The 23330-nt window shown below is 59.0% G+C and carries 20 protein-coding genes; 14 read left to right on the top strand and 6 right to left on the bottom strand.

The window, feature by feature from the left end; translation table 11 throughout:
- Window positions 1–3: 3 nt before the first annotated feature.
- A complete protein-coding gene (locus BA177_RS15350) occupies window positions 4–510 on the top strand; it encodes an ureidoglycolate lyase (protein WP_068617635.1) in 507 nt (168 codons plus the stop codon).
- On the top strand, window positions 507–1820 hold the full coding sequence (gene guaD / locus BA177_RS15345; protein ID WP_068617632.1) for a guanine deaminase: 1314 nt from the start codon (window positions 507–509) through the stop codon (window positions 1818–1820). Before BA177_RS15350 ends, guaD begins: the two co-directional genes overlap by 4 nt.
- A gap of 13 nt (window positions 1821–1833) precedes the next feature.
- Here the strand turns inward: guaD and BA177_RS15340 are convergent, their stop codons facing one another.
- Window positions 1834–2430: a phosphoribosyltransferase gene (locus BA177_RS15340; protein ID WP_068617630.1), complete on the bottom strand. Its 597-nt coding sequence runs from the start codon at window positions 2428–2430 to the stop codon at window positions 1834–1836.
- An 89-nt stretch (window positions 2431–2519) separates the two neighbouring features.
- Here BA177_RS15340 and BA177_RS15335 point away from each other — a divergent pair, with 89 nt between their 5' ends.
- Both BA177_RS15335 and BA177_RS15330 read left to right on the top strand, forming a co-directional pair.
- Window positions 2520–3086, top strand: a complete 567-nt coding sequence (locus BA177_RS15335; protein ID WP_068617628.1) for a phosphoribosyltransferase — start codon at window positions 2520–2522, stop codon at window positions 3084–3086.
- A gap of 10 nt (window positions 3087–3096) precedes the next feature.
- A complete protein-coding gene (locus BA177_RS15330; RefSeq protein ID WP_068617626.1) occupies window positions 3097–3666 on the top strand; it encodes an LOG family protein in 570 nt (189 codons plus the stop codon).
- Between the two features lie 79 nt (window positions 3667–3745).
- On the opposite strand, the gene BA177_RS15325 is transcribed toward BA177_RS15330, so the two are convergent.
- Complete coding sequence (locus BA177_RS15325) at window positions 3746–4297, bottom strand: YkvA family protein (RefSeq protein WP_068617624.1); 552 nt, start codon at window positions 4295–4297, stop codon at window positions 3746–3748.
- A 260-nt stretch (window positions 4298–4557) separates the two neighbouring features.
- Between BA177_RS15325 and BA177_RS15320 the strand changes: the two genes are divergently transcribed.
- On the top strand, window positions 4558–5631 hold the full coding sequence (locus tag BA177_RS15320; RefSeq protein ID WP_068617623.1) for a phosphotransferase: 1074 nt from the start codon (window positions 4558–4560) through the stop codon (window positions 5629–5631).
- Here the strand turns inward: BA177_RS15320 and BA177_RS15315 are convergent.
- Window positions 5628–6113: a hypothetical protein gene (locus BA177_RS15315; protein ID WP_068617621.1), complete on the bottom strand. Its 486-nt coding sequence runs from the start codon at window positions 6111–6113 to the stop codon at window positions 5628–5630. The genes BA177_RS15320 and BA177_RS15315 overlap by 4 nt on opposite strands.
- Before the next feature lie 253 nt (window positions 6114–6366).
- Here BA177_RS15315 and BA177_RS15310 point away from each other — a divergent pair, with 253 nt between their 5' ends.
- From BA177_RS15310 to BA177_RS15300, 3 genes are all read left to right on the top strand, one after another.
- Window positions 6367–8292 carry a diguanylate cyclase domain-containing protein gene (locus BA177_RS15310; protein ID WP_068617619.1) on the top strand — a complete coding sequence of 642 codons (1926 nt, stop codon included), beginning with the start codon at window positions 6367–6369 and terminating at the stop codon, window positions 8290–8292.
- A 394-nt stretch (window positions 8293–8686) separates the two neighbouring features.
- Window positions 8687–11071: a TonB-dependent receptor gene (locus BA177_RS15305; RefSeq protein ID WP_082990159.1), complete on the top strand. Its 2385-nt coding sequence runs from the start codon at window positions 8687–8689 to the stop codon at window positions 11069–11071.
- A gap of 72 nt (window positions 11072–11143) precedes the next feature.
- Complete coding sequence (locus tag BA177_RS15300; RefSeq protein ID WP_068617617.1) at window positions 11144–13141, top strand: tetratricopeptide repeat-containing sulfotransferase family protein; 1998 nt, start codon at window positions 11144–11146, stop codon at window positions 13139–13141.
- On the opposite strand, the gene BA177_RS15295 is transcribed toward BA177_RS15300, so the two are convergent.
- Window positions 13142–15178, bottom strand: a complete 2037-nt coding sequence (locus BA177_RS15295; RefSeq protein WP_197493141.1) for a S9 family peptidase — start codon at window positions 15176–15178, stop codon at window positions 13142–13144.
- Between the two features lie 256 nt (window positions 15179–15434).
- On the opposite strand from BA177_RS15295, the gene BA177_RS15290 reads away from it, so the two are divergent.
- The 6 genes from BA177_RS15290 to BA177_RS15265 all read left to right on the top strand — a co-directional run bounded on the left by BA177_RS15290 (window position 15435) and on the right by BA177_RS15265 (window position 20719).
- Window positions 15435–16040: a transglycosylase SLT domain-containing protein gene (locus BA177_RS15290; RefSeq protein WP_068617615.1), complete on the top strand. Its 606-nt coding sequence runs from the start codon at window positions 15435–15437 to the stop codon at window positions 16038–16040.
- Between the two features lie 31 nt (window positions 16041–16071).
- Window positions 16072–16314: a DUF6868 family protein gene (locus BA177_RS15285; protein WP_068617613.1), complete on the top strand. Its 243-nt coding sequence runs from the start codon at window positions 16072–16074 to the stop codon at window positions 16312–16314.
- 25 nt (window positions 16315–16339) lie between these two features.
- Complete coding sequence (locus BA177_RS15280) at window positions 16340–17113, top strand: SDR family oxidoreductase (protein ID WP_068617611.1); 774 nt, start codon at window positions 16340–16342, stop codon at window positions 17111–17113.
- Between the two features lie 84 nt (window positions 17114–17197).
- A complete protein-coding gene (locus BA177_RS15275) occupies window positions 17198–17869 on the top strand; it encodes a peroxiredoxin-like family protein (protein ID WP_082990158.1) in 672 nt (223 codons plus the stop codon).
- 175 nt (window positions 17870–18044) lie between these two features.
- Window positions 18045–18629, top strand: coding sequence for a nitroreductase family protein (locus tag BA177_RS15270; protein ID WP_068617607.1), 585 nt, complete (start codon window positions 18045–18047; stop codon window positions 18627–18629).
- A gap of 164 nt (window positions 18630–18793) precedes the next feature.
- A complete protein-coding gene (locus tag BA177_RS15265; RefSeq protein ID WP_156762849.1) occupies window positions 18794–20719 on the top strand; it encodes an alpha/beta hydrolase family protein in 1926 nt (641 codons plus the stop codon).
- A 1-nt stretch (window position 20720) separates the two neighbouring features.
- Here BA177_RS15265 and BA177_RS15260 read toward each other — a convergent pair whose 3' ends face one another.
- Complete coding sequence (locus tag BA177_RS15260; RefSeq protein WP_068617605.1) at window positions 20721–21941, bottom strand: multidrug effflux MFS transporter; 1221 nt, start codon at window positions 21939–21941, stop codon at window positions 20721–20723.
- An 80-nt stretch (window positions 21942–22021) separates the two neighbouring features.
- Entirely contained in the window at window positions 22022–23248 is a 1227-nt protein-coding gene (hutI, locus tag BA177_RS15255; RefSeq protein WP_082990329.1) for an imidazolonepropionase, read from the bottom strand.
- Window positions 23249–23330: the final 82 nt, after the last annotated feature.

The following is a 23330-nucleotide window of genomic DNA, read 5'->3' as shown; positions in this document are numbered from 1 at the left end:
AGCATGGCTGATCGAATACTGGAACCGTTACCGTTAACGGCCGAGCGCTTTGCGCCGTACGGCGATGTGATCGGCGCCACGGCCAGCGAACGCTCGTCAATGAACGAAGCGCGCTTTGAACGTTTCGATGACCTGGCCCGACTCGATATTGACGAAAGTGGCGACGGCCATGTGGCTGTCAGTATCGTCCGCTCGCGGACGGCCACGGCATTGCCCTATCGTTTCGACATGATCGAGCGTCATCCCTTGGGCAGCCAGGCATTTATCCCGCTCAGCGGCTTTCGTTTCATCGTCGTTGTCGCCAAAGCGGGTGAGTCAGTTAATGCGGCGGATTTGCAGGCCTTTGTGACCAATGGCTCGCAGGGCATCAACTATCACCGCAGTATCTGGCACATGCCATTGATCGCGCTGGCAGAGAACCAGGACTTTCTGCTCATCGACCGCGCCGGCAGCACGCACAATTGCGAACAGCTGGTTCTGAGCGACGCCGTGGTTCTGCAGGCACCATGAGTCGCAGGCGCAAACTCGCGGCCTACCGCGCGTCAATATTGCATTGTTTGCAAGACCCCGGTTCGGTTGGCCGGGATGCCGTGGAATACTTCGACGACGGCATCCTGCTGGTGGCCGACGGCAAGGTGCAGGAAGTGGGGCCGGCAGCCGCTGTTCTGCACAAGATGCCGGCCGATGCGCCGATTAATGACTACCGTGGCAAGCTGATAGTGCCGGGTTTCATCGACTGCCACGTGCACTTTCCGCAGATCGACATGATTGCTTCCTACGGCGAGCAGTTGCTGGAATGGCTGGAGCGTTATGCCTACCCGGCCGAGCGGCGCTTTGTGGACGAAGCCTACGCTGAAGACACGGCCGACTATTTCATCCGGCAGCTGTTGAAAAACGGCACCACGACCGCTTTGGTCTTTGCCACACTGCACCCGCAGTCGGTCAACGCGGTATTTGCAGCAGCCGAGAAGCGCAACATGCGCCTGTTGTCCGGCAAGACCCTGATGGACTATGGCTGTCCTGAAGACTTGCGCGACGATACGCAAGGCGGGATCGAGGCCAGCCGTGAACTGATCGAGCGCTGGCACGGACAGGGCCGCCTCGGCTACGCGATCACGCCACGCTTCGCGGTTACTTCAACAGCAGAGCAACTGGCGGCCGCGGGCCGGCTTGCGGCGGAATTTCCGGATACCCACGTGCATACCCACCTCGCCGAGAATGCGGCGGAAGTGGCGGCGGTCGAAAAGCGCTTTGCCGGCAATCGCAGTTACCTCGACGTTTACCACGCGCATGGCTTGTTGCGGGAACGGGCTGTATTCGCGCACTGTCTGCATCTGCACGAAGAAGACCGGGCCGTGATGGCGAAGCACGGTGGCTCGATGGCCTTTTGCCCGACGTCCAATCTGTTTCTCGGCAGTGGCCTGTTTGATCTCGCGGCCGCGCAGCGACACAACATCCGGGTAGGGGCGGGCAGCGATGTCGGTGGCGGCACCAGTCTCAACATGCTGCGTACGCTGGCGGAGGGTTACAAGGTATTGCAACTGCAGGGCCAGTCCTTGTCGCCATACCACGCTTTGTACCTCGCAACACTCGGGGCATCGCGCGCCTTGTACCTCAATGATCGTATCGGCAACTTTGTCGCAGGCCGCGAGGCGGATTTCGTGGTGCTGGATGACGGCGCTACGGAGTTGACGGCCCGGCGCCGCGAGCATGCGACGAACATTGAAGAGCGTCTGTTCGCCTTGTTAACGTTGGCCGATGATCGTGCAATCGCCGCAACCTACGTGTACGGCGAGCCGGTGTACGCGAAAATCAGTTAGCCTGCGGCCGGCGTCAGCCGTTGCCACCGCCCGGTGCCAGTTCGCGAAGGCGCTCAATCACGGGTTGCAGTTCCGGCTTGTGCGCCTTTAACTCGTCGACAGTGAGCCCGGACAATTCGTACGGCAGAACCAGCCAGTCCTGGGTTTCGTGCAGGTAGTAATCCGGCGGCCGCACGGTGCGCTCACCGGGCCGGTACCAGACTGCGGCTGTACGGATGTCCTGCGGCAGATTGCGGCGGGTTTTTCGGGTCAGTTCATTGATGACGGCCTGGACACTCTTGCCGGTGCCATAGACGTCATCCACGATCAGCATTGAATGTTCAGCGCCCGTGTGTTCGAGCAAATACTGCAGGCCGTGGACGCGTATTGAATCCGCCTTATTGACCATTTGCGTGTAACTGGCCTGGCCAGCATAGGATGTGCGGATCGCAATGTGATCCGTCGCAATGCCGAAATGCTCGAGACCTTCCTGCACCGCGATACCTACCGCGCTGCCGCCCCGCCACAGTCCGACAAGAAAATCAGGTCGAAATCCGGCTTCTGCGATCTTGCGGGCAAGGCGGAATGAGTCAAGCAGCAGGTCGTCGGCGGCAACGAAAGTTTTATGCATGGGTTTTCAGCTCGGCTGGCAGGTGCTGTAGTATTGCGGCTCAGCATCATAACGACAACCCTGCGCCGATCTCGCGCCAAGGCAAATCGATGGAAAAGACCGTACTCACTGCCGAGCAGCTACTGCAGGATTCGTTCCGGCTTGGTGTCAAGATTCTGGAGAGCGGTTTTGAGCCGACCCTGATCATTGCCGTCTGGCGTGGCGGAACGCCGGTTGGAATGGCCGTTCAGGAAATCATGTCCTATTGCGGCGTGCATTCCGATCACATCGCCATTCGAACATCGTCCTACAGCGGTGTTGACGAGCGCAGCACTGTCGCCGTGCACGGTCTGGATTACATCATCGACAAGATTTGCCACGACGACCGGGTTCTGATCGTTGACGATGTCTTCGATACCGGCAACACGTTCAAAGCAGTTATCAACGAGATCCGGCTGCGGGCCAGGGCCAATAACCCGGAGGATGTGCGCATGGCTGTGCCGTGGTACAAGCCGAGCCGCAATGAAACTGATCTCGTGCCGGACTATTACCTTTACGAGACCAGCGAATGGCTCGTGTTTCCCCATGAGTTGGATGCGTTGACGCCCGACGAAATGAAAGCCATCAAGCCTGAACTGCACGAAATTGTGTTCGGCGCTGGTGCGCCGGTAGCCTGATACGCTGACGATGAAAGCGATTTGCGTTTACTGTGGATCATCGCCCGGCATTCGCGACGACTATACCCTTGCCGCCAAATCACTCGCGGTTGCGCTGACAGAGCGCGATCTCGCGCTGGTCTACGGCGGTGCATCGAAGGGCATCATGGGGGTGCTGGCCGATGCGGTTCTCGAACGGGGAGGGCGCGTCATCGGAGTGATCCCACAGGCGTTGCGCGATAAAGAAATCGCGCACCCGACCCTGAGCGAGTTGCACGTGGTGGCGTCAATGCACGAACGCAAGGCGTTGATGGCCGAACTTGCCGATGGCTTCATCGCATTGCCGGGCGGCTTCGGAACGCTGGAAGAAATTATAGAAACCGTCACCTGGGCACAGCTCGGATTTCACAGCAAGCCGTGCGGACTGCTGAACATTGCCGGCTATTACGAGCCACTACTCGCGTTTATTGCTAGCTCGGTCCGGGAAGGCTTCGTCCGCGACGAGCACCAAACCATGTTGATGGTGGAAGAACAAGCGGATTCATTGCTGGAGAACTTCGCCAGCTACCAGCCTGTGCTGCGGGACAAGTGGCAACGATGAATTGAGTCCTGCAAACCCTCTGCCCCAAAAAAAAACGCCGCGCAATGCGCGGCGTTTTTTTTGGCTGATGGCCGCTGACTTACCAGCGTATGCTCATCGCGCTGTTACGACGGCGTTTGCGCATCCGCGCGTGCAACGCAGCGCGCTTGTCGGCCAGCCACTCTTCGCGATTGACGTGTGGATCTTCGTTCTTGGCGCGGCGGCGATTCTCTTCGGCAATACGGAAGCTGCAGAATTCTTCGTAGGAGCTGATTTCGTTCTTCAATTCCTTCAGTACGATCTCGACGTAAATGGCATCGTCCAGAAAGCCGAGTCCGGGTATTGAATCAGGAATGATGTCTTCCGGATTGCAGAAATAGACCAGTGCGCCCAGCACGCGCTTGCGATCGTCTGCGCTCAGTTGCCATTCAGTGTCGCCGAGCATGTTGATGACGACCTGCAGTTTGGTGAGGCGGTCGGAAATGAATTCGGGAAGATCAGAGGAGCGGGCCTCGTCGATCAGTTTTCTGGCGGCATCTTCGATCTGTTGCGCATTGTTGTCGCTTTCCATGGCCGCTTTGGCCTTGTCCACGATCGCCTGAAAATGCTCGAGATCCTGGTCGCTCAGGGTAAATGTAATGTCGAGAGGCATGTCTTACCGTCCTTGTTTGATTTTTCGGTGGATTTCGGACCTGCTGTCACCTGGGCTGGTGGCGCCTCGTGGCGCCGTTGCTTCCCCCAATACCACCCCACCGGGTGGACCAGGTAAACGCAGTTCGGCAATTGTATACGTAACCGCTGCCAGCGGCTACGCGCGATCCGTGGCAGGCGCGCGGCCCTTGAAGCGCCGGGTACGGCGCACCATACTCGCTGGCCCGTTCACGCGAGCCGTGCCTGGAGGCCCCTGAAACCGTGTCGAGCAGTACGCCATTGCAGGTAATTGCCTGCGATCCTCCCCGATTCAGCGCGGCTGAAGCCCGTGCATTGGCGCAGAGTCATTATGGCTTGAGCGCCGCTGCCGCGCCGCTGGTGGGTGAGCGTGACCAGAATTATTTGCTCGATGCGGGTGACGGTGGTCGCTGGGTGCTGAAGATCGCCAATGCCGACGAAGACCCGCGGGTCACGGATTTTCAGATCAAGGCGTTGCTGCACATCGCCACCTACGGCCGGGACATTACCGCACCGGTGCTGCGCCGGACTGAAGACGGCGCTGACAGTGTCGTTGTCGAGCGCGATGGCGCGCGGCACACGGTGCGCGTCGTTTCCTACCTGCAGGGCAAGCCGCTGGAAAACGGGCCGCTGTCGGCACCGCTGGCCCGGGCCGTTGGGCGTACGCTCGCGCACCTCGGCCAGGCGTTGCAAAACTTTGAACACCGCGGTCCGCCACAGGCATTGCTGTGGGATATGAAACACGCGCTCGCACTTCGTGAGCTGTTGACGACGGTCCGCGACCGGTCCATGCGTGACCTGCTCATGGCGTGCCTGGACGATTTTGAGCATTACGCGTTGCCGGCATTTCCAGCATTACGCAGCCAGGTGATCCACAACGATCTCAACCCCGGCAATATTTTGGTCAATGCCCGGCAAGCAGACGAAGTGGCCGGAGTCATCGACTTCGGTGACCTGCAGTACTCACCATTGATTGTCGATGTCGCCGTCGCTGCGGCCTACTGGCGCAATACCACCGGCGACCCATTGGAACTGATTGCCGAACTGGTTGCGGGGTATCACGCGGTGAGTCCGCTCAGTGCGACAGAAGCCGGTTTGCTCTATGACCTCGTGTGCACGCGTCTCGCAACGACCGTCACTCTGTTGGAGTGGCGTACCGGCGAAGCCAGGGAAGGTGACAATTACCTGGACGCGGCGACGGTCGCTGAAAGTAGCGCGGCTCCCTTTCTGCGCCGCCTGCGTGAACTGCCGCGTGATGATGTCAGCCGCCGCCTGCGGCAGGTTTGTGCGTCGGTCAGTGCGGGTGCTGCCGTCTAGCCGGTATTGTAAGGATCGAAGCCGCCGAGCTCGTCCTTGACCGGTTCGGGACTGGCCTTCTTGGGCGTCGTGTCCGGGATGTCCAGTAACTTACGCAGTGCCTGGGTGCTGACCAGCGACAAATCTTCGTCATCCTGGGTCAACGAAGGATCGGCCTCAAGAACCACATCGGCCGCCCGCGCCAGCGGCTCGGAGCCGGCGTTGCTGTCGAGCAAGCTTTGCAGATCATCGTCGTCGATGATGCGAAACATACCCGTCGCGTTGTCTTTCGCCAGGTAGCCGTTCGGGTTGGTCGCTGCCAGTTCGGATACCGCGTCACGCTGTTTCTCGTCATCCGCGATCAGCTTCTTTAACACTTGCGTCGAGATCAGTTCGAAATTGCAGGTTTCTATCGTGTCGGTCCAGACGGAACGCCCGCGATCGTCCACGGTGACTTTTTTCTTCGCGTCGCCTGGGCGTTGGATTTTCACTGTATCGGACATGGTCGGCTCCTTACCGGGTGTCGACTTTCGCGCCAGTATACGGCGGCGGGGAGGGCGTTGTCAGCGAACTTTTCCATATCAAGCCACTGATTTCATTAGGGCAAAGGGCAAAAAGTCCGCAATGGGTCAATAATTGTTCGTTCGCTAAAATAAGCTTGGGCGGCATTGGTTGACCAATTTGTGCGCCAGGTCCGCGAACGCTCGGTACTTCTTGCGTAGCCTCTGAATAACCTGTTTCCGCGGCTATTGCGGCATGAATCCCGACGTTATTCTGACAGCCCTGTTTCTGACGAGTGCAAGCGGCTATTTGCTGCTGGGTGCGCGTCTCTGGCAATTGGGCGATGTCGGTCATCGGCGGGTCAGTGTTTCCTTCTGTTTGCTGTCAGTCTTGATCGTGGCGGGCACCGCGCAGTTTCTGGCGCTGAACGAAACCATGCTGCTCGCGGGCCGCATCGCGCATTTCATCGCGGCGGCTGCGCTGCCATTTGTCGCGCTGGTCATTTTTCGGCATTACATCGGCAGGGCCCTGTCACCGGCGCCACTTGCGCTGCTCGCGATCATTCCGCTGCTGTCGATCGTCGTTGCACTGTCGAACCCATGGCACGGCTGGCTCTGGCAGGGCGGGCTGAATGCGACGCTGCAGGGCTGGGGTCCATGGTTCCTCTACGTGCATGCTCCGTACAGCTACCTGTTGTTGTCGACCTCCTTGTTGTCTCTCGTGTTGCACAGCAAGGCCGTAATTCCGGGCAGTCGCAGCACGGTTTTGTTGCTGGCCAGCGTTGTATTCATCGTTTTCGCGGCGCTGATCAGCCATGATTTCGGTGTCGGCGTTGCCGCCTCCGTAACACTGCCAGCGGCTCTGGCGATCCTGTTGCCTGCATTCGCCTGGTTGGTCTTTCAGGCTCAGGTTGTTGAGTTCGTGCCGCTGGCGTACGAGACCGTCTTCCAGAACATGCACGACCCGGTCGTAGTGGTCGACGAGCGCCAACGCGTTATCGGCTTGAATCGCGGCGCCGAGCGGCTGTTGAAGGTCAGCGAGACAGATGCGCTCCGTGTGTCATTGCGCTCGCTGTTCGGTACGGAAATGCCGGAAGTTTATGACGCCTTGCAGACCGGTCTGCCGCAGAAAATGCTGACCTCCACCGGGCGCTTTTTGCACCTGCAGACATCGCCACTGCACGACCGGCGCAAAGGCGGCCGCACGGGCCAGGTGCTGATGTTTCGCGACGTTAGCGACGTCGAGAAAGCTCAGCAGGACGTGCGCAGCAGTGAAAAGTTGCTGCGCACTCTCATCGATCACTCGGTGAACGGAGTCGTGCGACTGCGTTGGTCAACGGAATCGGGCTGCCGGCGATTGCATTGCGTCTTCGCCAACGGGGCTGCCGGGCGTTTTCTCCAGGTGAACCCGGTCACGATGCTGAACCGCCCGGCATCCGAGATCATTCAGCTGGCCTGCAGTGGCATGTCTGCCGACGATGCCCGTACCACGGTCGACAAGTTTCTGAGTGATACGGCGCAGGGCGAAGTGGTTGATTTCGAGACCTGCGTCAAATGCCGCACCGATGGCAAATGGCTGCGGGTCATAGCGGAGCCGGTTGGCGACAACGTGGCCGTGACTTTTGTCGATGTTACGGATCGCAAAGCCAAAGAATTGCAGATGGAATCCATCGCCTGGTCCGATCCTCTGACCGGCGTCCTCAACCGGCGCGGTTTCGAACGGGATGCAGCGCAACGGTTGTCGCTGAGTGACGACCTCGCCAGCGGCGCGTTGTTGTTCGTTGACCTCAATGACTTCAAGAAAATCAACGATCGCTGTGGTCACGAAGTCGGTGATTTGCTGCTCACTATCGCTGCGGATCGCCTGCGCAAGACGCTACGCAGTTGCGACATCATTGGTCGGCCCGGCGGCGATGAGTTCGTCGCCCTGGTCCCGGACGTGACTGCCGAACTGGCCGATACCCTGGCCGCCAGCCTGAGTCAGACGCTGGAGCAACCGTACCGCATCGGTGATGCGCGCCTGCATTGCTCGGCGAGCATCGGCATGGCGCTCTATCCGCAGCATGCCAATACCCTGACGGGCCTGATGCGGGCCGCCGATCAGGCGATGTACCGGGCCAAGGAACGCAGCCGCGGGGTAACCGAATTGCACCGCAGCAATCTGCTCGAAAAAGCCGGCTGAACCGGCCGCAACCGTATCGCCGCCGGCGGCACCTGCCCGGCCGCTAACCCGACCCAAACTCCACGTCAGTGCCCGTTGCGGGCCCGATAATGCCCCGGTCACCGGCCCTTGCGCTACATCCTGCAGCCGGCTTCAGCCTGGTGGGCGGCAGCACCGCCGCAGATGCCCTGAGGTTCGTTCCGGCACCATCCGCTCATCGTTTGTTGTGAAAAACCCACGTTTACGGTTTTCCATAACTTGTTATTTTTCAAGGGCTAATATAGATATTCCATATCTGTGTTGGTTACTGGCAAATAGTATTAGACGCCGTCGCGGCGGCGACATAAGATATTCTGCAACCGGACTGCAAGATCCGGTCGATAGTCCGTCAACTTTGTAAGCATAGGGGAAGGTCATGAAAGAGATTTCATTGCAGCGCGTTCGCAACCCGATCAGTGCTGCAGTCCAGATAGCTTTGCTCGCCACCGCACCTGCGTCGATCACGTTCGCTCAGAACTCGGAAGCCGGGGATCTGACGATCGACGAAATTATCGTGACGTCCCGCAAACGCGAAGAATCGCTGGTTGAAGTCCCGATGAATATCGCGACGGTTAACGAACAGGAAATACTGGCGCGAAACCTGTTCAAAAAAGAAGACATCTACCGCACGGTAGCCGGCGCTGCGAGTCCGCGCGGCCAATTGATTCTGCGCGGTCTGTCCGGCGGTAACGACTCAACACCGGATACGACGAGCGCCTGGACCGACGATATCCCTTATGACTCCAGCGACCTGTTCGACGTGCAGCGAGTCGAAGTATTGCGCGGCCCGCAGGGAACCCTGTTTGGCTCGAACGCGATCGGCGGTACGGTACGCATCATCACCAACAAGCCGGATTTCGAGAAGTTCGAAGTCTTCGGTGCGACCGTCATCGGTGACGAAGTCAATCGTTCTGGCACAGCAACCCGTGTCTATGCCGGCGTCAACTTCCCGATCAGTGACACCGTGGCCGCGCGGGTCATCGGCAGCTACGGCCAGAAAGACGGCAAGATCCGCAATACCTACACCAACAGCGATGGCCGTAACGAAGATCACTTCCTGCGCGCGCAACTCATGTTTCAACCCAGCGATGACTGGAATATCAACCTGACGTTCATCAACGATCGCGAGCAGACTTCAGGCTACGAGTATGCAGACCGTTCGACGCCGGGCTATTACTACGAAGCGGAGCTGACCGAAAACCCGGCGGCAACCTACGGCTACGACGTCACGCTGTCATTCCCGGATTGCCCGAACGCCACGGACGAGAGACCGGCGTGCCGCACGGGCGGACCTGTCGACAACGCCAAGTTTTCAGTCTGGGAAACGCTTGACCCATGGACCGATGATGAAAAGAACGTCTTTTCGGTGCGGGTGGCCAAAGACAACATTTTCAACGGTGCCGATCTGGTCTACGCGGCGGCCTACCAGAAGTACGAGCATGATTCGCTGGACAACTGGTCGCGCAACGATGCGAATGACATGTTCCGAACCTGGATCATCAACGACGACGGCTACGATCGCTATTCTCACGAGCTGCGGTTGATGTCCAACGGCGATGGTCCGTTCGAATGGACGGTTGGCGCATTCTTCGATGAGACCGACTGGAAGAGTACGCCGAACGGACAATGGCAATATCACGCCAGTGACAACCGCAGTCGGGCTATTGCCGAGTATCTCTGGGGCTACTATTGGGGCCTAGGTGATCCGACCCAGATTGGCCTCGACCTGTACGACGATCCGACCAAGAACTACAACTACAACCAGATCAAATACAACAACAAGGAAACCGCATTCTTCGGTGAGGTCGGTTACACCTTCGAGTTCAACAATGGCCATAGCCTCGAGTTGACTGCGGGTATTCGTAATTATGACCTGAAAGACGATATTCACACCGAGGTCTCCGGTATCTGGATTGGTCCGGATGCGCAGGAAACCATTACCAATGACGGTGAGGATGGCAATCGCTACAAGTTTGCCGCGTCATGGATGCCAAACGATTCGATGTCGATCTTCGCCCTCTACTCCGAAGGTTATCGGCCGGGCGGCAACAATGGTCCCAACGCACCGAACGATTGTCTCGGTGATACCAATATCGGCGGTTACGTGGATCGCTACCAGTCGGATCAGATCGAGAATATGGAAATCGGTTTCAAAGGGCTCGCGTTTGAGCGCCGTTTCCAGTTTTCCGCCGCGGTATACCGCATTGACTGGACCGGCGTGCAGGCCAGCGTTTACATGCCAAGTTGCGGCTTCAGCTACACCGCAAACGCCGCATCCGCCGTATCCGAAGGTGTTGAATTCGAAAGTACGACATTGTTGACCGACAGCCTTCAGTTACAGGTCAATGCGGCGTACACGGATTCACGCATGACCTCCGATGTGCCAACTTTGGGCGCGGAAGATGGCGACAGCATGACGATGGTGCCCGAGTACAATTTCTACATCGCACTCGATCAGACTGTGAACGTATGGAATCGTGACGGCTCGGTTCGGCTCGATTACGCAGGCTATGGCGAGTACAAATCACATTTCAACACCAAGGACGAGGATATTTCCCCGGCCTACGAAGTGTTGAATTTGTCTACCAGCCTGAATGTTAATGATAATGTTCGTCTCGGTTTCTATGTCAATAATGTGCTGAACGATGAAATTATCACTTACAAGAGGAGCCGCGTACGTAGTGACTGGTCGCTTGGCGATATCTATTACTACTACGGTGACGAACGCGCTTACTCGCTGCGTTTGGATTTCACGTTCTAGCCGTATGCGTTGCACTACAGAACGGCGAGCCATCTGGCTCGCCGTTTTGCATTGGGCCGCAGGTGATTTGACGTGAGTGCCAACCCGCAAGCGTTCTATCAGGAAATGTCCGCATTGATCCGCAGTGACCGCAGCGCGGATGCAGTCAGCAAGCTCCGTGCCTGGCTGCAGGCGCTGCCGGATGACCCGGTCGGCACCAGCATGCTTGGTTCGGCATTGTTGCGTAGCGATCAGCCAGACGAAGCAGTAAACGTTTTTCGTGGCGCTTGTGAACGCAATCCGGAGTCCTTTGCCGCGTTTGGCGATCTCGGTTTTGCCTGCGTTCGAACTGATCGTAAAGACGAAGCACTGTCGGCTTTTCAGCGGGCAGTCGAGCTGAACCCCGACTTTTACCATGGCTGGTGCTATCTGAGTCGCCTGCAGTTCGAGCGCGACAACCTGCCAGCATCACGGGCATCGTTCGCGCGCGCCGAAGACTGCGATCCGCTGCTGGAAACATTTCACGAAGTTCAGCAACTGATGAGTGCGCAAAAATTCGCGGAAGCAGAGCAGCGCTGTCGCGCTTTGCTCAACACCCAGCCGGGCTACCCGCGCGCCGCCTATACATTGGCGCAGCTTGCGACGCGGGTTGGCGCGTTCGAAGAGGCTGGCGAAATACTAAAGAGCGCTATAGCCATTTATCCTGCCGATGTGAATTTGCGGGCCGCTTACGTGGTGAGTCAGGAAGAAGCAGGGCGTTACGACCTGGCACTGGCGGCGGCACAGGAAGTCGTGGCCATCGATGCTGATAAGCTTGCCTCCTGGCTGATTCTGGGTCGGGTTCATGGGCACTGCGGCAACTACCACGAAGCGCTGGCGAGCTACGACAAGGCACTCGAGCTGGCTGCACAGGAGCCGGAGCTGGTTGGCAACGTGCAACTGCTGCGGGGCCATATCCTCAAAATTCTCGGTCGTTACGACGACAGCGTGGCGGCTTATCGCAACAGCATTGCAAGCAGCGGGAACAACGGGGCTGGCTGGTGGGGTCTGGCCGACATGAAAACCGTGAAATTCTCGGGTGCCGATATCGCTGCAATGCAAACGCTGCTGGCGAACGCGTCGGCGAAGACGGCGCAGCGAACGCAGGCGGCATTCGCGCTGGGCAAAGCGTTCGAAGACCGGGCCCGCTACGCCGAGGCCTTCGACAGCTATGCGCAGGCAAATGCCATGCGCGAAAGCGTTCATTTCAGTGCGGAGCAGCAACGTCAGGGGATAGCCGAGATCATGCGCGCCTACGATGCGCCGGGCCTCGCCACGCAGGCCGCACCGCGGCCGAGCGGGCCCAGGCCCATCTTTATCGTTGGCCTGCCACGGTCCGGCTCAACTTTGATTGAACAGATACTCGCAAGCCATACGCAGGTGGAAGGCACGATGGAGCTTGCGACTCTGCCCGATATCGTGCGCCGCATTTCGATCGACGGCGGCAAGCGCAATGTTGAATACCCATCATCGATGCTGTGCTTTTCCGCCGCCGAACTGGCGGCATACGGGCAGTCCTATCTCGATGCCACGGCGATGTACCGCAGCGACAAGCCGTATTTCATCGACAAGCTGCCGACCAATTTCGACAAGGTTGGCCTTATTCACAAGATTCTGCCGGACGCCGTCATTATCGATGCGCGCCGGCATCCGCTTGATTGTGGCTTCAGCGCATTCAAGCAGCATTTTGCCGGCGGTCACCTGTGGAGTTACCGGCTGGAGCACATTGCGGCGTACTACAAGTCTTACCTCACGCTGATGGATCACTGGGATAAGGTGCTTGCCGGCAAAGTGCTGTGCATGCTTTACGAGGACGTCGTCGCTGATACCGAGGCTGCCGTCCGCCGTTTGTTGCAACATTGCGAACTCGGGTACCAGGACGCCTGTTTGCGCTTTTTTGAAAATCAGCGGCCGGTGCGCACGGCGAGCAGCGAGCAGGTGCGACAACCTATTTATCGCAAAGGTGTCGCGCACTGGCGGCATTTTGCAAGTCAGCTGCAGCCGCTGGTCGACGCGCTGGGCGAGGATACCCTCGCCCGTTTCGAACGCTGATTACTTGCCGCGTACCCGGCTGTCGTACCAGTCGAGGTAACGCTGGTAGCGATCGCGGATAAAGCTTGGCCGCGCAATACCGTGTGACTCATCCGGGTAGACGACAAGCTCGGTGTCTATGCCGCGCCGTTTCAAGGCCTGATAAAGCTGCTCGGAGTTGGCAATGGGCACGTTCCAGTCTTCCTTGCCGCCCATGATCAGTGTCGGTGTGGTGACCTTGTCGACATCGTTAAACGGCGAGATGGCTTCCCAGGCCTCACGGTTTTCCCACGGCAGGCCCAGTTCCTTTTCCCATTCGTGCTGGTAGTGGTCGTGACCGTAGTTGGCAACATAGAGAACTTCACTGGCGCCGGTGATCGCCCCTTTGAAGCGGTTTGATTTGGTGATGACGTAGTTGGTCAGGATGCCGCCGTACGACCAGCCGCCAACACCCAGCCGGTCCGGGTCGGAATAGCCTTTCTCAATGCTGTAGTCGACGGCCGCCAGGACGTCTGCAAAATCCGGGTTGCCCCAGTTGGCCCACAGCGCGGCCGAGAAGTCCTGGCCGTAGCCACTCGAGCCGCGCGGATTGGCAATCACCACTACGTAACCATTGGCCGCGAACAATTGCGCTTCGGCATTGAAGGAAAAGTCGTACTGCGATACCGGACCGCCGTGAATACGCAGGATGGTCGGGTAGCGGCGACGTGCATTGTAGTCGGGTGGGGTGAAGATGAAGCCTTCAATCTCGGTGCCGTCTTTGCTCGGGAAGGTAACGTTCTGCACCTCGGCAAGCCGCACGGCGTTCAGTACGCTCTCGTTGGAATGCGTGAGGCGGCGCTGTTCGTTGCCTTGCAGCAGGAACACCTCGTCAGGCATGTGCGGTGAGGTAACGGTCACGGCAATATCGCCGGCGCGGTTGATGTCGAAACGACCGACGCTGAGCTGGCCCTGAATCGGCCGGCTGATCGCGTTGCTGTCGAGCTCATACAGCGCCAGGTGCTGTTCCGCGCTGTCTTCGACAACGAAATAGATGCCCTTGTCGTCTGCGGTGAACCTTGGTCCGCTCACATTGCGGTCGAGGTCCGCCGTCAGCACGCGCGGATTGCCGCCGCGGGCAGGTATGACCGCGAGGTGATTGGTGGCGTACCAGATCAATTCGGGTTCGATGACCGTAACGTAGGCAAGCTGCCTGCCATCGCTGCTCCAGGCCGGCGCGTAATCCGCACCTGGGTTGCGGGTAAGCTGTCGGGCGTCGCGTTGCGGCTGGTCACCGGTCGCCGCTACCAGCCAGATATCACTGTTGTCGCTGCTGTCCGGATCTCCTGTGCGGTTACTGACAAACGCGATCTCCCTGCCGTCCGGCCGCCAGCTCGGCTGGCTGTCGTCATAATCGCCGAAAGTCAGCTGCAATGGTGTGCCGTTGCGTTCGTTGATGACGTACAGGTGCACACGGCTGCGGTCGAGGTAATCGACGCCGTCACGTTTGAACTGCAGGCGATCAATCACCCAGGGCATGGGCTTGGGATCTTCACCTGCCTCTTTGGCCCGTGCAGCTTCCAGTTCTGCCGCGCTTTGGTCTTTGATCAACAGCCACATGCGCTCGCTGTCCGGTGCCCAGCCGTAGTCACTGACGCCCTGTGTGACATTGGTATAGGCCTGTGGCTCACCGCCACGCCGGTCCAGGGTCCAGACCTGTGGTTTCGCGTCCTCATCGCCCGCTTTCCCGGCGAGATAAGAAATGTAGCGCCCGTCCGGACTCCAGGCGGGCTTCGATACCGATCGATCAGTTGAGGTGAGTTGCACGGTTTCCGAGCCGTCGGCTGAAACCATGCGGAGGCTGGTGACTTTCTCGTCTTTCTCACCGTCGACCTGCTCGACGACATAAGCCACCCAGGCACCATCGGGGCTGATAACCGGGTCCGAGACGTGCGTGAGGGCCAGGATGTCGTCGATAGTCAGGACCCGCCCGGTCTGTGCGCCAGCGGTACTGACGAAGAGCAGGGCAATGAGTGCTGCGGTGACAGAGCGGCAAGACAAGTAGCGAAAGTGCATCATCTGTTTCCTCTTGTTAGGGGGGTGCGCCAGCATGGCCCGCTGGCTGCGTTACCCGGTGCGCAACGGACACATCTTACGGCCAGATGGCGCATTAGCGTAGTGCATTTTCAGGTCGTGAATCTTGTGCTCGCCGGGCCATGACGGTACGGCGTGCATACTTGCCGCCCGTCGTTGCAAGGTCGGTATACTGCGGGCCTATGCAATCGAATGAATCGAAGTACTTTCGTATGCTGGCTTTGGGGGGACACCCTTGAAGATGCGGCTGCTGGCAATCGGCCTCGGCCTTTTGTGGCTCGCACTGGCCGCGGCTTGTGCAAGCACGCCGCCGCAGAACGTCGAAAACATCTGTGCGATCTTCAAAGAGAAAAGCGCCTGGTACAAGGACGCTAAAAAATCAGAGAAGAAGTGGGGCACGCCTGTGCACGTGCAAATGGCGATCATTCGCCAGGAGTCGTCATTCAGGTTTGATGCGCGGCCACCGCGACGCAAGCTGCTTGGCTTCATACCCTGGACCCGGCCTTCCAATGCTTACGGCTATGCGCAGGTTCTCGACAGCACCTGGAAGTGGTACCAGGACGAAGCGGGCGGGATGTTCGCGGATCGCGATGACTTTGGCGATGCCATCGACTTTGTCGGCTGGTATACGAGCGTTTCCCAACGCACACTGGGTATATCGAAGTGGGACCCTTACAACCAGTATCTTGCGTATCATGAGGGTCACAACGGCTGGAAGCGCAAAAGCTACAACAAAAAACGCTGGTTGCGCGATGTCGCTGGCAAGGTCGAGTACCGTGCCAAAGAATGGGGCGCTCAATTAAAGCGCTGCGAGAATGATCTCGATAACGGTTGGTGGATATTCTGAACCGAGCCGACTACGCAAATGAGGAATAATCATGACCAATGAAATCCTGCGTGCTGTACTGGGTTGGACCGCACTGCTTAACATAGCGGTACTGATGTTCTGGTTCCTGGTTTTTGTGTTCGCACATGATTTTGTGCTGCGCTTGCATGGCCGCTGGTTCGAGCTTACCCGGCCGCAGTTCGACAGGATTCACTACGCCGGTATGGCCATGTTCAAACTTGGCAACGTCCTGTTTTTTATTGCGCCCTATCTGGCATTGCGCATCATTGCCTGAGTAAGCGCATCACGACAGCAACGACATGAGCAACAATCAACCGAGTACTGATCACACCCCCGTAATGTTCATCACCGGCGGCAGCCGGGGTATCGGTGCCGCCACCGCGCTGCTGGCCGCCGTCGCAGGCTACGATGTGGCATTGACCTACCGGCAACGCGATGACGAAGCCCGTAACGTCTGTGCGGCGATAGAAGCCGGCGGCCGTCGGGCGCTGGCGGTGCCGGCCGATCTTGCCGATGAAGCATCCATAGTCCGTGCCTGGACTGCGGTGCTGAGCGTTTTTCCCAGGGTCTCAGTGCTGGTCAACAACGCCGGTACGCTGGAACAGCAAATGCCGCTGGAAGAAATGGATGCGGCACGCATGCACCGGGTCTTTGCCATCAATTCGATAGGCACGATGTTGTGCGCCCGCGAAGCGGTTCGCCACATGTCCACCGCCCGCGGCGGCTGCGGCGGGGTGATCGTCAATGTGTCGTCCGTTGCGGCAAGGCTCGGTGCGCCTCGCGAGTACATCGATTACGCCGCATCCAAAGCCGCTGTCGAAGCGCTGACCATCGGCCTGGCGAAAGAGGTCGCGAACGTGGGCGTGCGGGTCACCGCCGTCAGGGCAGGGACAGTACACACGGAAATTCACGCTGCGGGCGGGGAGCCGGATCGTGTGGCACGCGTTGCCAAGAATATTCCGCTGGGCCGCGGTGGTCAGCCGGACGAAATTGCCGAAGCGATACTGTGGCTGGCCTCCGACCGCGCCAGCTTTGTGACCGGCAGTATTCTGGAGGTCAGTGGCGGGCTTTGACTGCCGGACAGCTTGCGCCGTCCATTGCTGTAATATTCATTCGACAAGGCCGGTCAGTTGCATCGGTCCCCCTGGAGATTTGGAATGATTTTACGGCACGTACTCACTCGTTCGACTAACCTCGCCATGTTCATGGCAAGTCTTGCTCTTGCCATTGCCGCGCCCGCGCTTGCCGCCGAAGCGTTGCCTGCCAGTGCCGCGGATGTTAAGCCTCTCGCCAGTGGCGATCAGGCACCCGCATTCACAGTGCGTACCGTGGACAACGAAGTCTACGAGTTCGACCCGAACAACCTGACCAGGCCGACGATACTCATCTCGTTTCGCGGCGGCTGGTGTCCGTACTGCAATCTGCACCTGTCCGAATTGCGCACCGTTATTCCCCAGATCAATGCCCTGGGCGTCGATGTACTGTTTCTCAGCGGTGACCGGCCGGACCAGCTGTACAGCAGCCTGCAGCAGGACACCCAGCAAGACATCGATGGGCGCGACTACGTGATTCTGTCGGACGCCGAGGTCAATGCCGCCCGCGCTTTGGGTACGGCATTCCAGGTAGACAGCGGACTGACCAATTACCTCGACAAGAAAGGCCGTGACTACCGTGGCTCATCGATTGGTCAGCACAACGCCCTGGCTGTGCCAGCGGTCTACGTCATCAACAAGGACGGCAAGATCGTGTTTGACTTCGTCAATGCCGATTACAAAGTTCGATTGCCCGCCGACGACTTGCTGGCGGCCGCGCAGAATGCGGTTGACTGACGCCTGACATGATTGTCAGTTCGAACGGGCCCTGCGGGGCCCGTTTTCGTTGTACTTGCGATTCGGCGCGAGTTCCTGCCGTCGCGGTTGTTATAATCGCGCCCTCGAGCCTGCTCCCGCAGGCATTAGTGACCGACGGCGAACATAAGTTCGCCCGATACCCAGGCGACTGTGCATGAAAGACAACTATCCTGACGGGACGCAGAAATCACTGCGCCTGCTGGCGGAACGCATTCGGGCGCGCCGCACGATCAACCTGTTTCTCAAGCAGCCTGTCAGTCGCAAGTTGATACGGGATGCTATCGAGGTAGCCCGCTGGGCACCGAATCACCACGTGACCGAGCCGTGGCATTTTTACCTCCTGGGACCTGATGCCATTCAAAAATGCGTGGAGTTGACGCGCACGATCGTGACCGAGAAAAAAGGTGCCGACAAAGGCAATTTCAAAGCCGAAGCGGCGGCCGCCCGCCCCGGCTGGCTGGTCGTAACCTGCCGCTATTCTGCCGATGAGCTGACGCAGCAAGAGGACTACGCGAGCTGTTGCTGCGCGATTCAGAACCTGATGCTTTACCTGTCCGAAGCCGGCCTCGCGTCAAAATGGGCCACCGGTGCCATCAATCGCGATCTGCGCTTCTTTGCCGCACTTGGTATAGATCCCGACAAGGAGTTTGTCGTGGGTCTGATCTTTTACGGCTACCCCAAGATCACACCGCAACAAAAAAGACGCCCGGTCTCCGAGATTTCGACCGAGCTGCCCTGACGGGTGGGCAAGCAGGTGCAACCCGTGCGGATGGCACCGCAGGTGAAAAGTCCCGGCTTATTCGCTAGAGTTATCAGCGCTCTGACTCCTGGCCTGAGTTCTGCAAGGCCGTTTTACTACCGGGTCGCGCAGTTTCGGTGGACCCGCCAACAAGGGTCAATGCCGTGTCTCGACTACTCTGTGCTTTTCTTGCCTTGCTGTCAGGCAACGTCCTCGCCGAGCAATTGCCCTACCAGTACTTCGGCCAGTTGCCGGTTATTGCCGACCCGCACGTTTCGCCGGACGGCAGTTACGTCGCTTCCGTACTGAACAGCGAAGATGGACCAACCATCGTCATCAGCGATTTCGGCAGCCAGGAGCTCAACGCGATCGTCAAGCTCAAGTATGGCGAAGACCGCATCGAGTGGGTGCGGTGGGCCAATAACGAGCGACTGTTAATCTCGGTCAGCGAAGCTGAGTCACTGGGCGGCAGCAAGTTTCGCGTTCGCCGCCTGTATCAGGTTGACCGGCATGGCAAGGGGATGCGGCAGGTCAGGCGCAAGAGTGTGGGCCGGCCCTCCGAGTGGGATGCTTATCGTTCAACAGACCACGTGCTGTCCTTGCTGCCGGATGATCCCGAGCGCATTTTGATGCAGCTTTACGATGAGCGGGATAAGGGCTACACCGTCTTCAAGGTGCACCTGGAGAAGAACGATTTCGATAAGCAATTTATTAATGATTACGATGTTGACCGATGGTTTGCCGACAGCAAAGGCAATGTTGTTCTGGGTCTGGAGTTTGACAAGGACATTACGACGTTCTGGTGCCGGCCGGAAGGCGAGGGCAAATTCCAGGAGTTGCATTCACGCCGGAGTTTCGTCGACGAGACCTTTGTCCCGATCGAAATAGCCGGCGACAAGGCCATGGTCATTAGCGATCATGAGCTTGGCCGCGAGGCCGTCTGGCGCTACGACATACCCAGCGGCAGTTTCGAAGATCTGTTGTTCTCTGCTGATGGTTACGACGTCAGTGACGCGCTCCTGTCGACTGATCGGTCCCGGGTAATCGGCGTCAGTTACTACGAACACTTTCAAAAGGATCATTATTTTGATCAGCAGGCGGAAGCCACTGACCAGTTGATCGACAACAGTTTTCCCGGCCTCGAAACCAACGTCGTCAGTCGCAGCCTGGATGGCAAGCGCCTGATGATAGCGGCGCAACGCGACAATTCACCGCCGAAATACATCTGGCTGGACCTGGACAAGAAAACGGGCGGCGCGTGGTTCAGTCAATACCCGAACCTCGAGGGCAAGACGCTGCCGACCGTGCAGCCTTATGAATTCACCGCCTCGGATGGCACAACGTTGCAGGGTTACCTGACGATGCCGCTGGCGCCTGCCGCCGAGAAGCCGCCATTGATCGTATTCCCGCACGGCGGTCCACACAGCCGCGACTACCAGTATTTCAGCCCCTACGTGCAGTTCTTCGCCAACCGCGGCTTTGCAGTGCTGCAGGTCAATTTTCGCGGCTCGGAAGGATTCGGTTCCGCATTTGAGGCCGCCGGATACCGGCAATGGGGGCAGGCTATGCAACAAGACGTGTATGAAGCGGTTGACTGGCTGACGGCGCAGGACATCGTCGATGCCGATCGCAAGTGCATGGTTGGTGCGAGTTACGGCGGTTATGTTGCGTTAGTCGCCGCGTATCAAAGACCGCATGACTATCGTTGTATTGCCAGTATTGCAGGCATTGCCGACCTGTATGACATGGTTAATCTCGAGTCGTTGAATCCGGGTCGGAAGCCCATCGTTGCCAAATCGATTGGCGACGTTGGTTCACGGGAGGATGTGGAGATGTTGCGTGAGCACTCGGTGATCAGGCACGTCATAAAAATCCGTGCGCCCATCCTGCTGGTCCATGGCACGGTAGATACGCGCGTCGACGTGGCGCAATCGCGGGCATTTTATTCCCGCGCCAGTAAGGCGGATCTGGATATACGCTACCTGGAACTCAAAGATGGCACGCATTTTCTCGACGAGTACAACAACCGGCTCGCCGTCTTCGAGGCGCTCGATGAGTTTCTGGCCGAGCGGCTGCAGGCCGGAAGGTGATTCAGTCCGCACCTTCCTCCGCGAATAAGGGTTTGCTGCCAAGTATCTGTGCGCGGAGCAGAAAACTGACGAATACGGCAGTGCCGCAAATACCCATGTTGATAACCACATTTCGGATGCTGCCATCGTAGAGCAGACTGCTGACCAACGAGCTGAGCGCGGCGGCGAGGTTTTGCACAGTGCCGATAATGGACGCGGCTACGCCGGCAAATGCGGGTACCGGGTCCAGGGCCATGGCCGTTGCATTCGGCAGCAAGAGTCCGGTACCGAGCATGTACAGGCACACATTGCCCCATAGCCACCAAAAGGGCGCGGCATCCAGCCAGACGATCAAGAGCATCTGCAACGCGGCGACGCCGATCAGTACTGCGCCAACCCCCATCACGTGCATTGAGCTGTAGGTCAGTAGCAAGCGGCGATTGATGGTCGAGCCGAGCAGTATCGCGAACCCGGCGAGTGCAAAGATGAACCCGAACTGGGATACCGGGTAGCCGTAGATTTCGATGATCAATGCCGATGAGCTGGTGATCAGCGACAAGAAACCACTAGCCGTCAGCAGGACAAGCAACACACCGAACAGGCACTGACGGTGGCGGGAGAATTCGCGCAAGCTGATCCACAGTTGCCGCAGTATGTGGTGGTCGCGCACTGGCAAGCGGGTTTCGCGCAGGCCGCGATTGACGCCAATCAGCATCAGTCCGCCGCACACCGCTATCACGATGAACGGTGCGCGCCAGCCGGACACGGTCACCAGCAGCGAGCCGGCCATGGGGGCCAGCATCGGCGCAGCCGTGAATATCATCACCATGATGGTCAGCAGTCGGGCAGCTTCCTTGCCGCTGGCGACATCGCGAACGATTGCGCGGGCAATGACCGCACCGGCGGACGCGCCAATGCCTTGCAAGAAGCGGCCTGCCAGCATTTGTTCGATCGAGCCGGTAAAAGCGCAGATGGCACCACCAGCGATAAAAGTCAGCACGCCGGCGTACAGCACGGGCATGCGGCCGATCCGGTCCGAGACCAGGCCGGCGGGCAGTTGTCCCAGCGCGAGTCCAGCCATGAACCAGGTCACGATCTGCTGGCCGAGCGACAGGCTGGTGGCAAGTTCGCGCACCATTTCCGGAATGGCGGGCAGGCTCATGTCGATCGATATGGCGGCAAGGCCGGTCAGACAGCCGAGGATGAGAACAAAGCGGCGCTTGCCGGCGAGTCCGGAATTCATTGCAGTTTCTTAAGGTGGCGCAAAGTCGGGGCGGAAGTATGCCAGAGCAGGGCGGTGCCGTCCGGCACGGACCGGGAAACCTAATTGTTCGGGTGCACGGTTTTGCCGCCGACGTAGAGTTGCCGCAGTTCGTTCAGTCCCAGCCAGTAACTGAGTTCGCGCGGGTGTTGCAGGTCCCACTGCGCAATGTCCGCACGTTTGCCGACTTCCAGTGTGCCCGTGTCGTTATGCAGCCCCAGTGCTTGCGCGGCAACACGTGTGACCCCTGCGAGGCATTCCTCCGGTGTCAGACGAAACTGGCTGGTAGCGAGTGCCATGATGGCGCGAAGAGAGGCGACAGGCGAGGTGCCGGGGTTGCAGTCCGTTGCCAGCGCGATGGGTACACCGTGCTCGCGTAACGCCTCGACCGGTGGCAGTTGCGTCTCACGCAAAGTCAGGAACGCACCCGGCAGCAGGACGGCAACGGTACCGGCGGCGGCCATGGCGGCAATGCCGTCGGTCGAACTGTACTCAAGGTGATCGGCCGACAATGCGTGGTGGCGGGCAGCGAGGGCCGCGCCGCCCGTGTCACTCAGTTGATCGGCGTGCAGTTTCACCGGTAATCCGAGTGCGGCGGCCCTGGCAAACAGGCGGTTGACCTGTTCCGCGGAAAAGGCGATGGATTCACAATAGGCATCGACCGCGTCGGCGAGCCCATCGCTCGCAATTTGCGGCAGCAGCTCGCTACACAGCATGTCGATGTACTCATCAGCGTTACCGGCGAAGTCGGCCGGTACTGCGTGCGCGCCAAGGAACGTTGTACTGACAGTGATGTTGCGCAATTCACCGAGTTGTTTTGCCAGGCGCAACAGCCGCAACTCGGTTGCCGCATTGAGCCCGTAGCCCGACTTGATTTCCACGCTGGCAACGCCGTCGCGCTGCAAGGCGTCAATGCGTTTACAGCCTGCTGCCAGCAATTCGGCATCGCTGGCGGCGCGCGTGGCATTGACCGTGGACATGATCCCGCCGCCGGCGCGCGCGATGGCTTCGTAGCTGGCACCTTGCAGTCGCTGCTCGAATTCGGCGGCGCGATTGCCGCCGAACAGCAGGTGCGTGTGGCAGTCGATCAGCGCCGGCGTGAGCCACTGGCCGGCGGCCGATACCGTCTGTGTCGCTGCCACCGCCGGGCGTTCCGCTGCGGCGCCGAGCCAGGCGATGCGGCCATCACGGACTGCCAGCGCCGCGTCCTCAATGATGCCGTAGGCGCCGGCAGCGGCACGCATGCTGGCGATGCGCGCGTCAGTGATCAGGAGGTCCCAGTGCGGCATGGTGTTCGCCATCCCTGTTGCAATTCGGTGGAGGCAAACGGTAGCATGTCGTGACTTGTATATACAACCATTGGGAGCCTGT

Source organism: Woeseia oceani (assembly GCF_001677435.1).
GTDB classification, from domain to species: Bacteria; Pseudomonadota; Gammaproteobacteria; order Steroidobacterales; family Woeseiaceae; genus Woeseia; species Woeseia oceani.
Note: the sequence above shows the minus strand (reverse complement) of the source record. Positions and strands in the feature narration are given on the sequence as shown.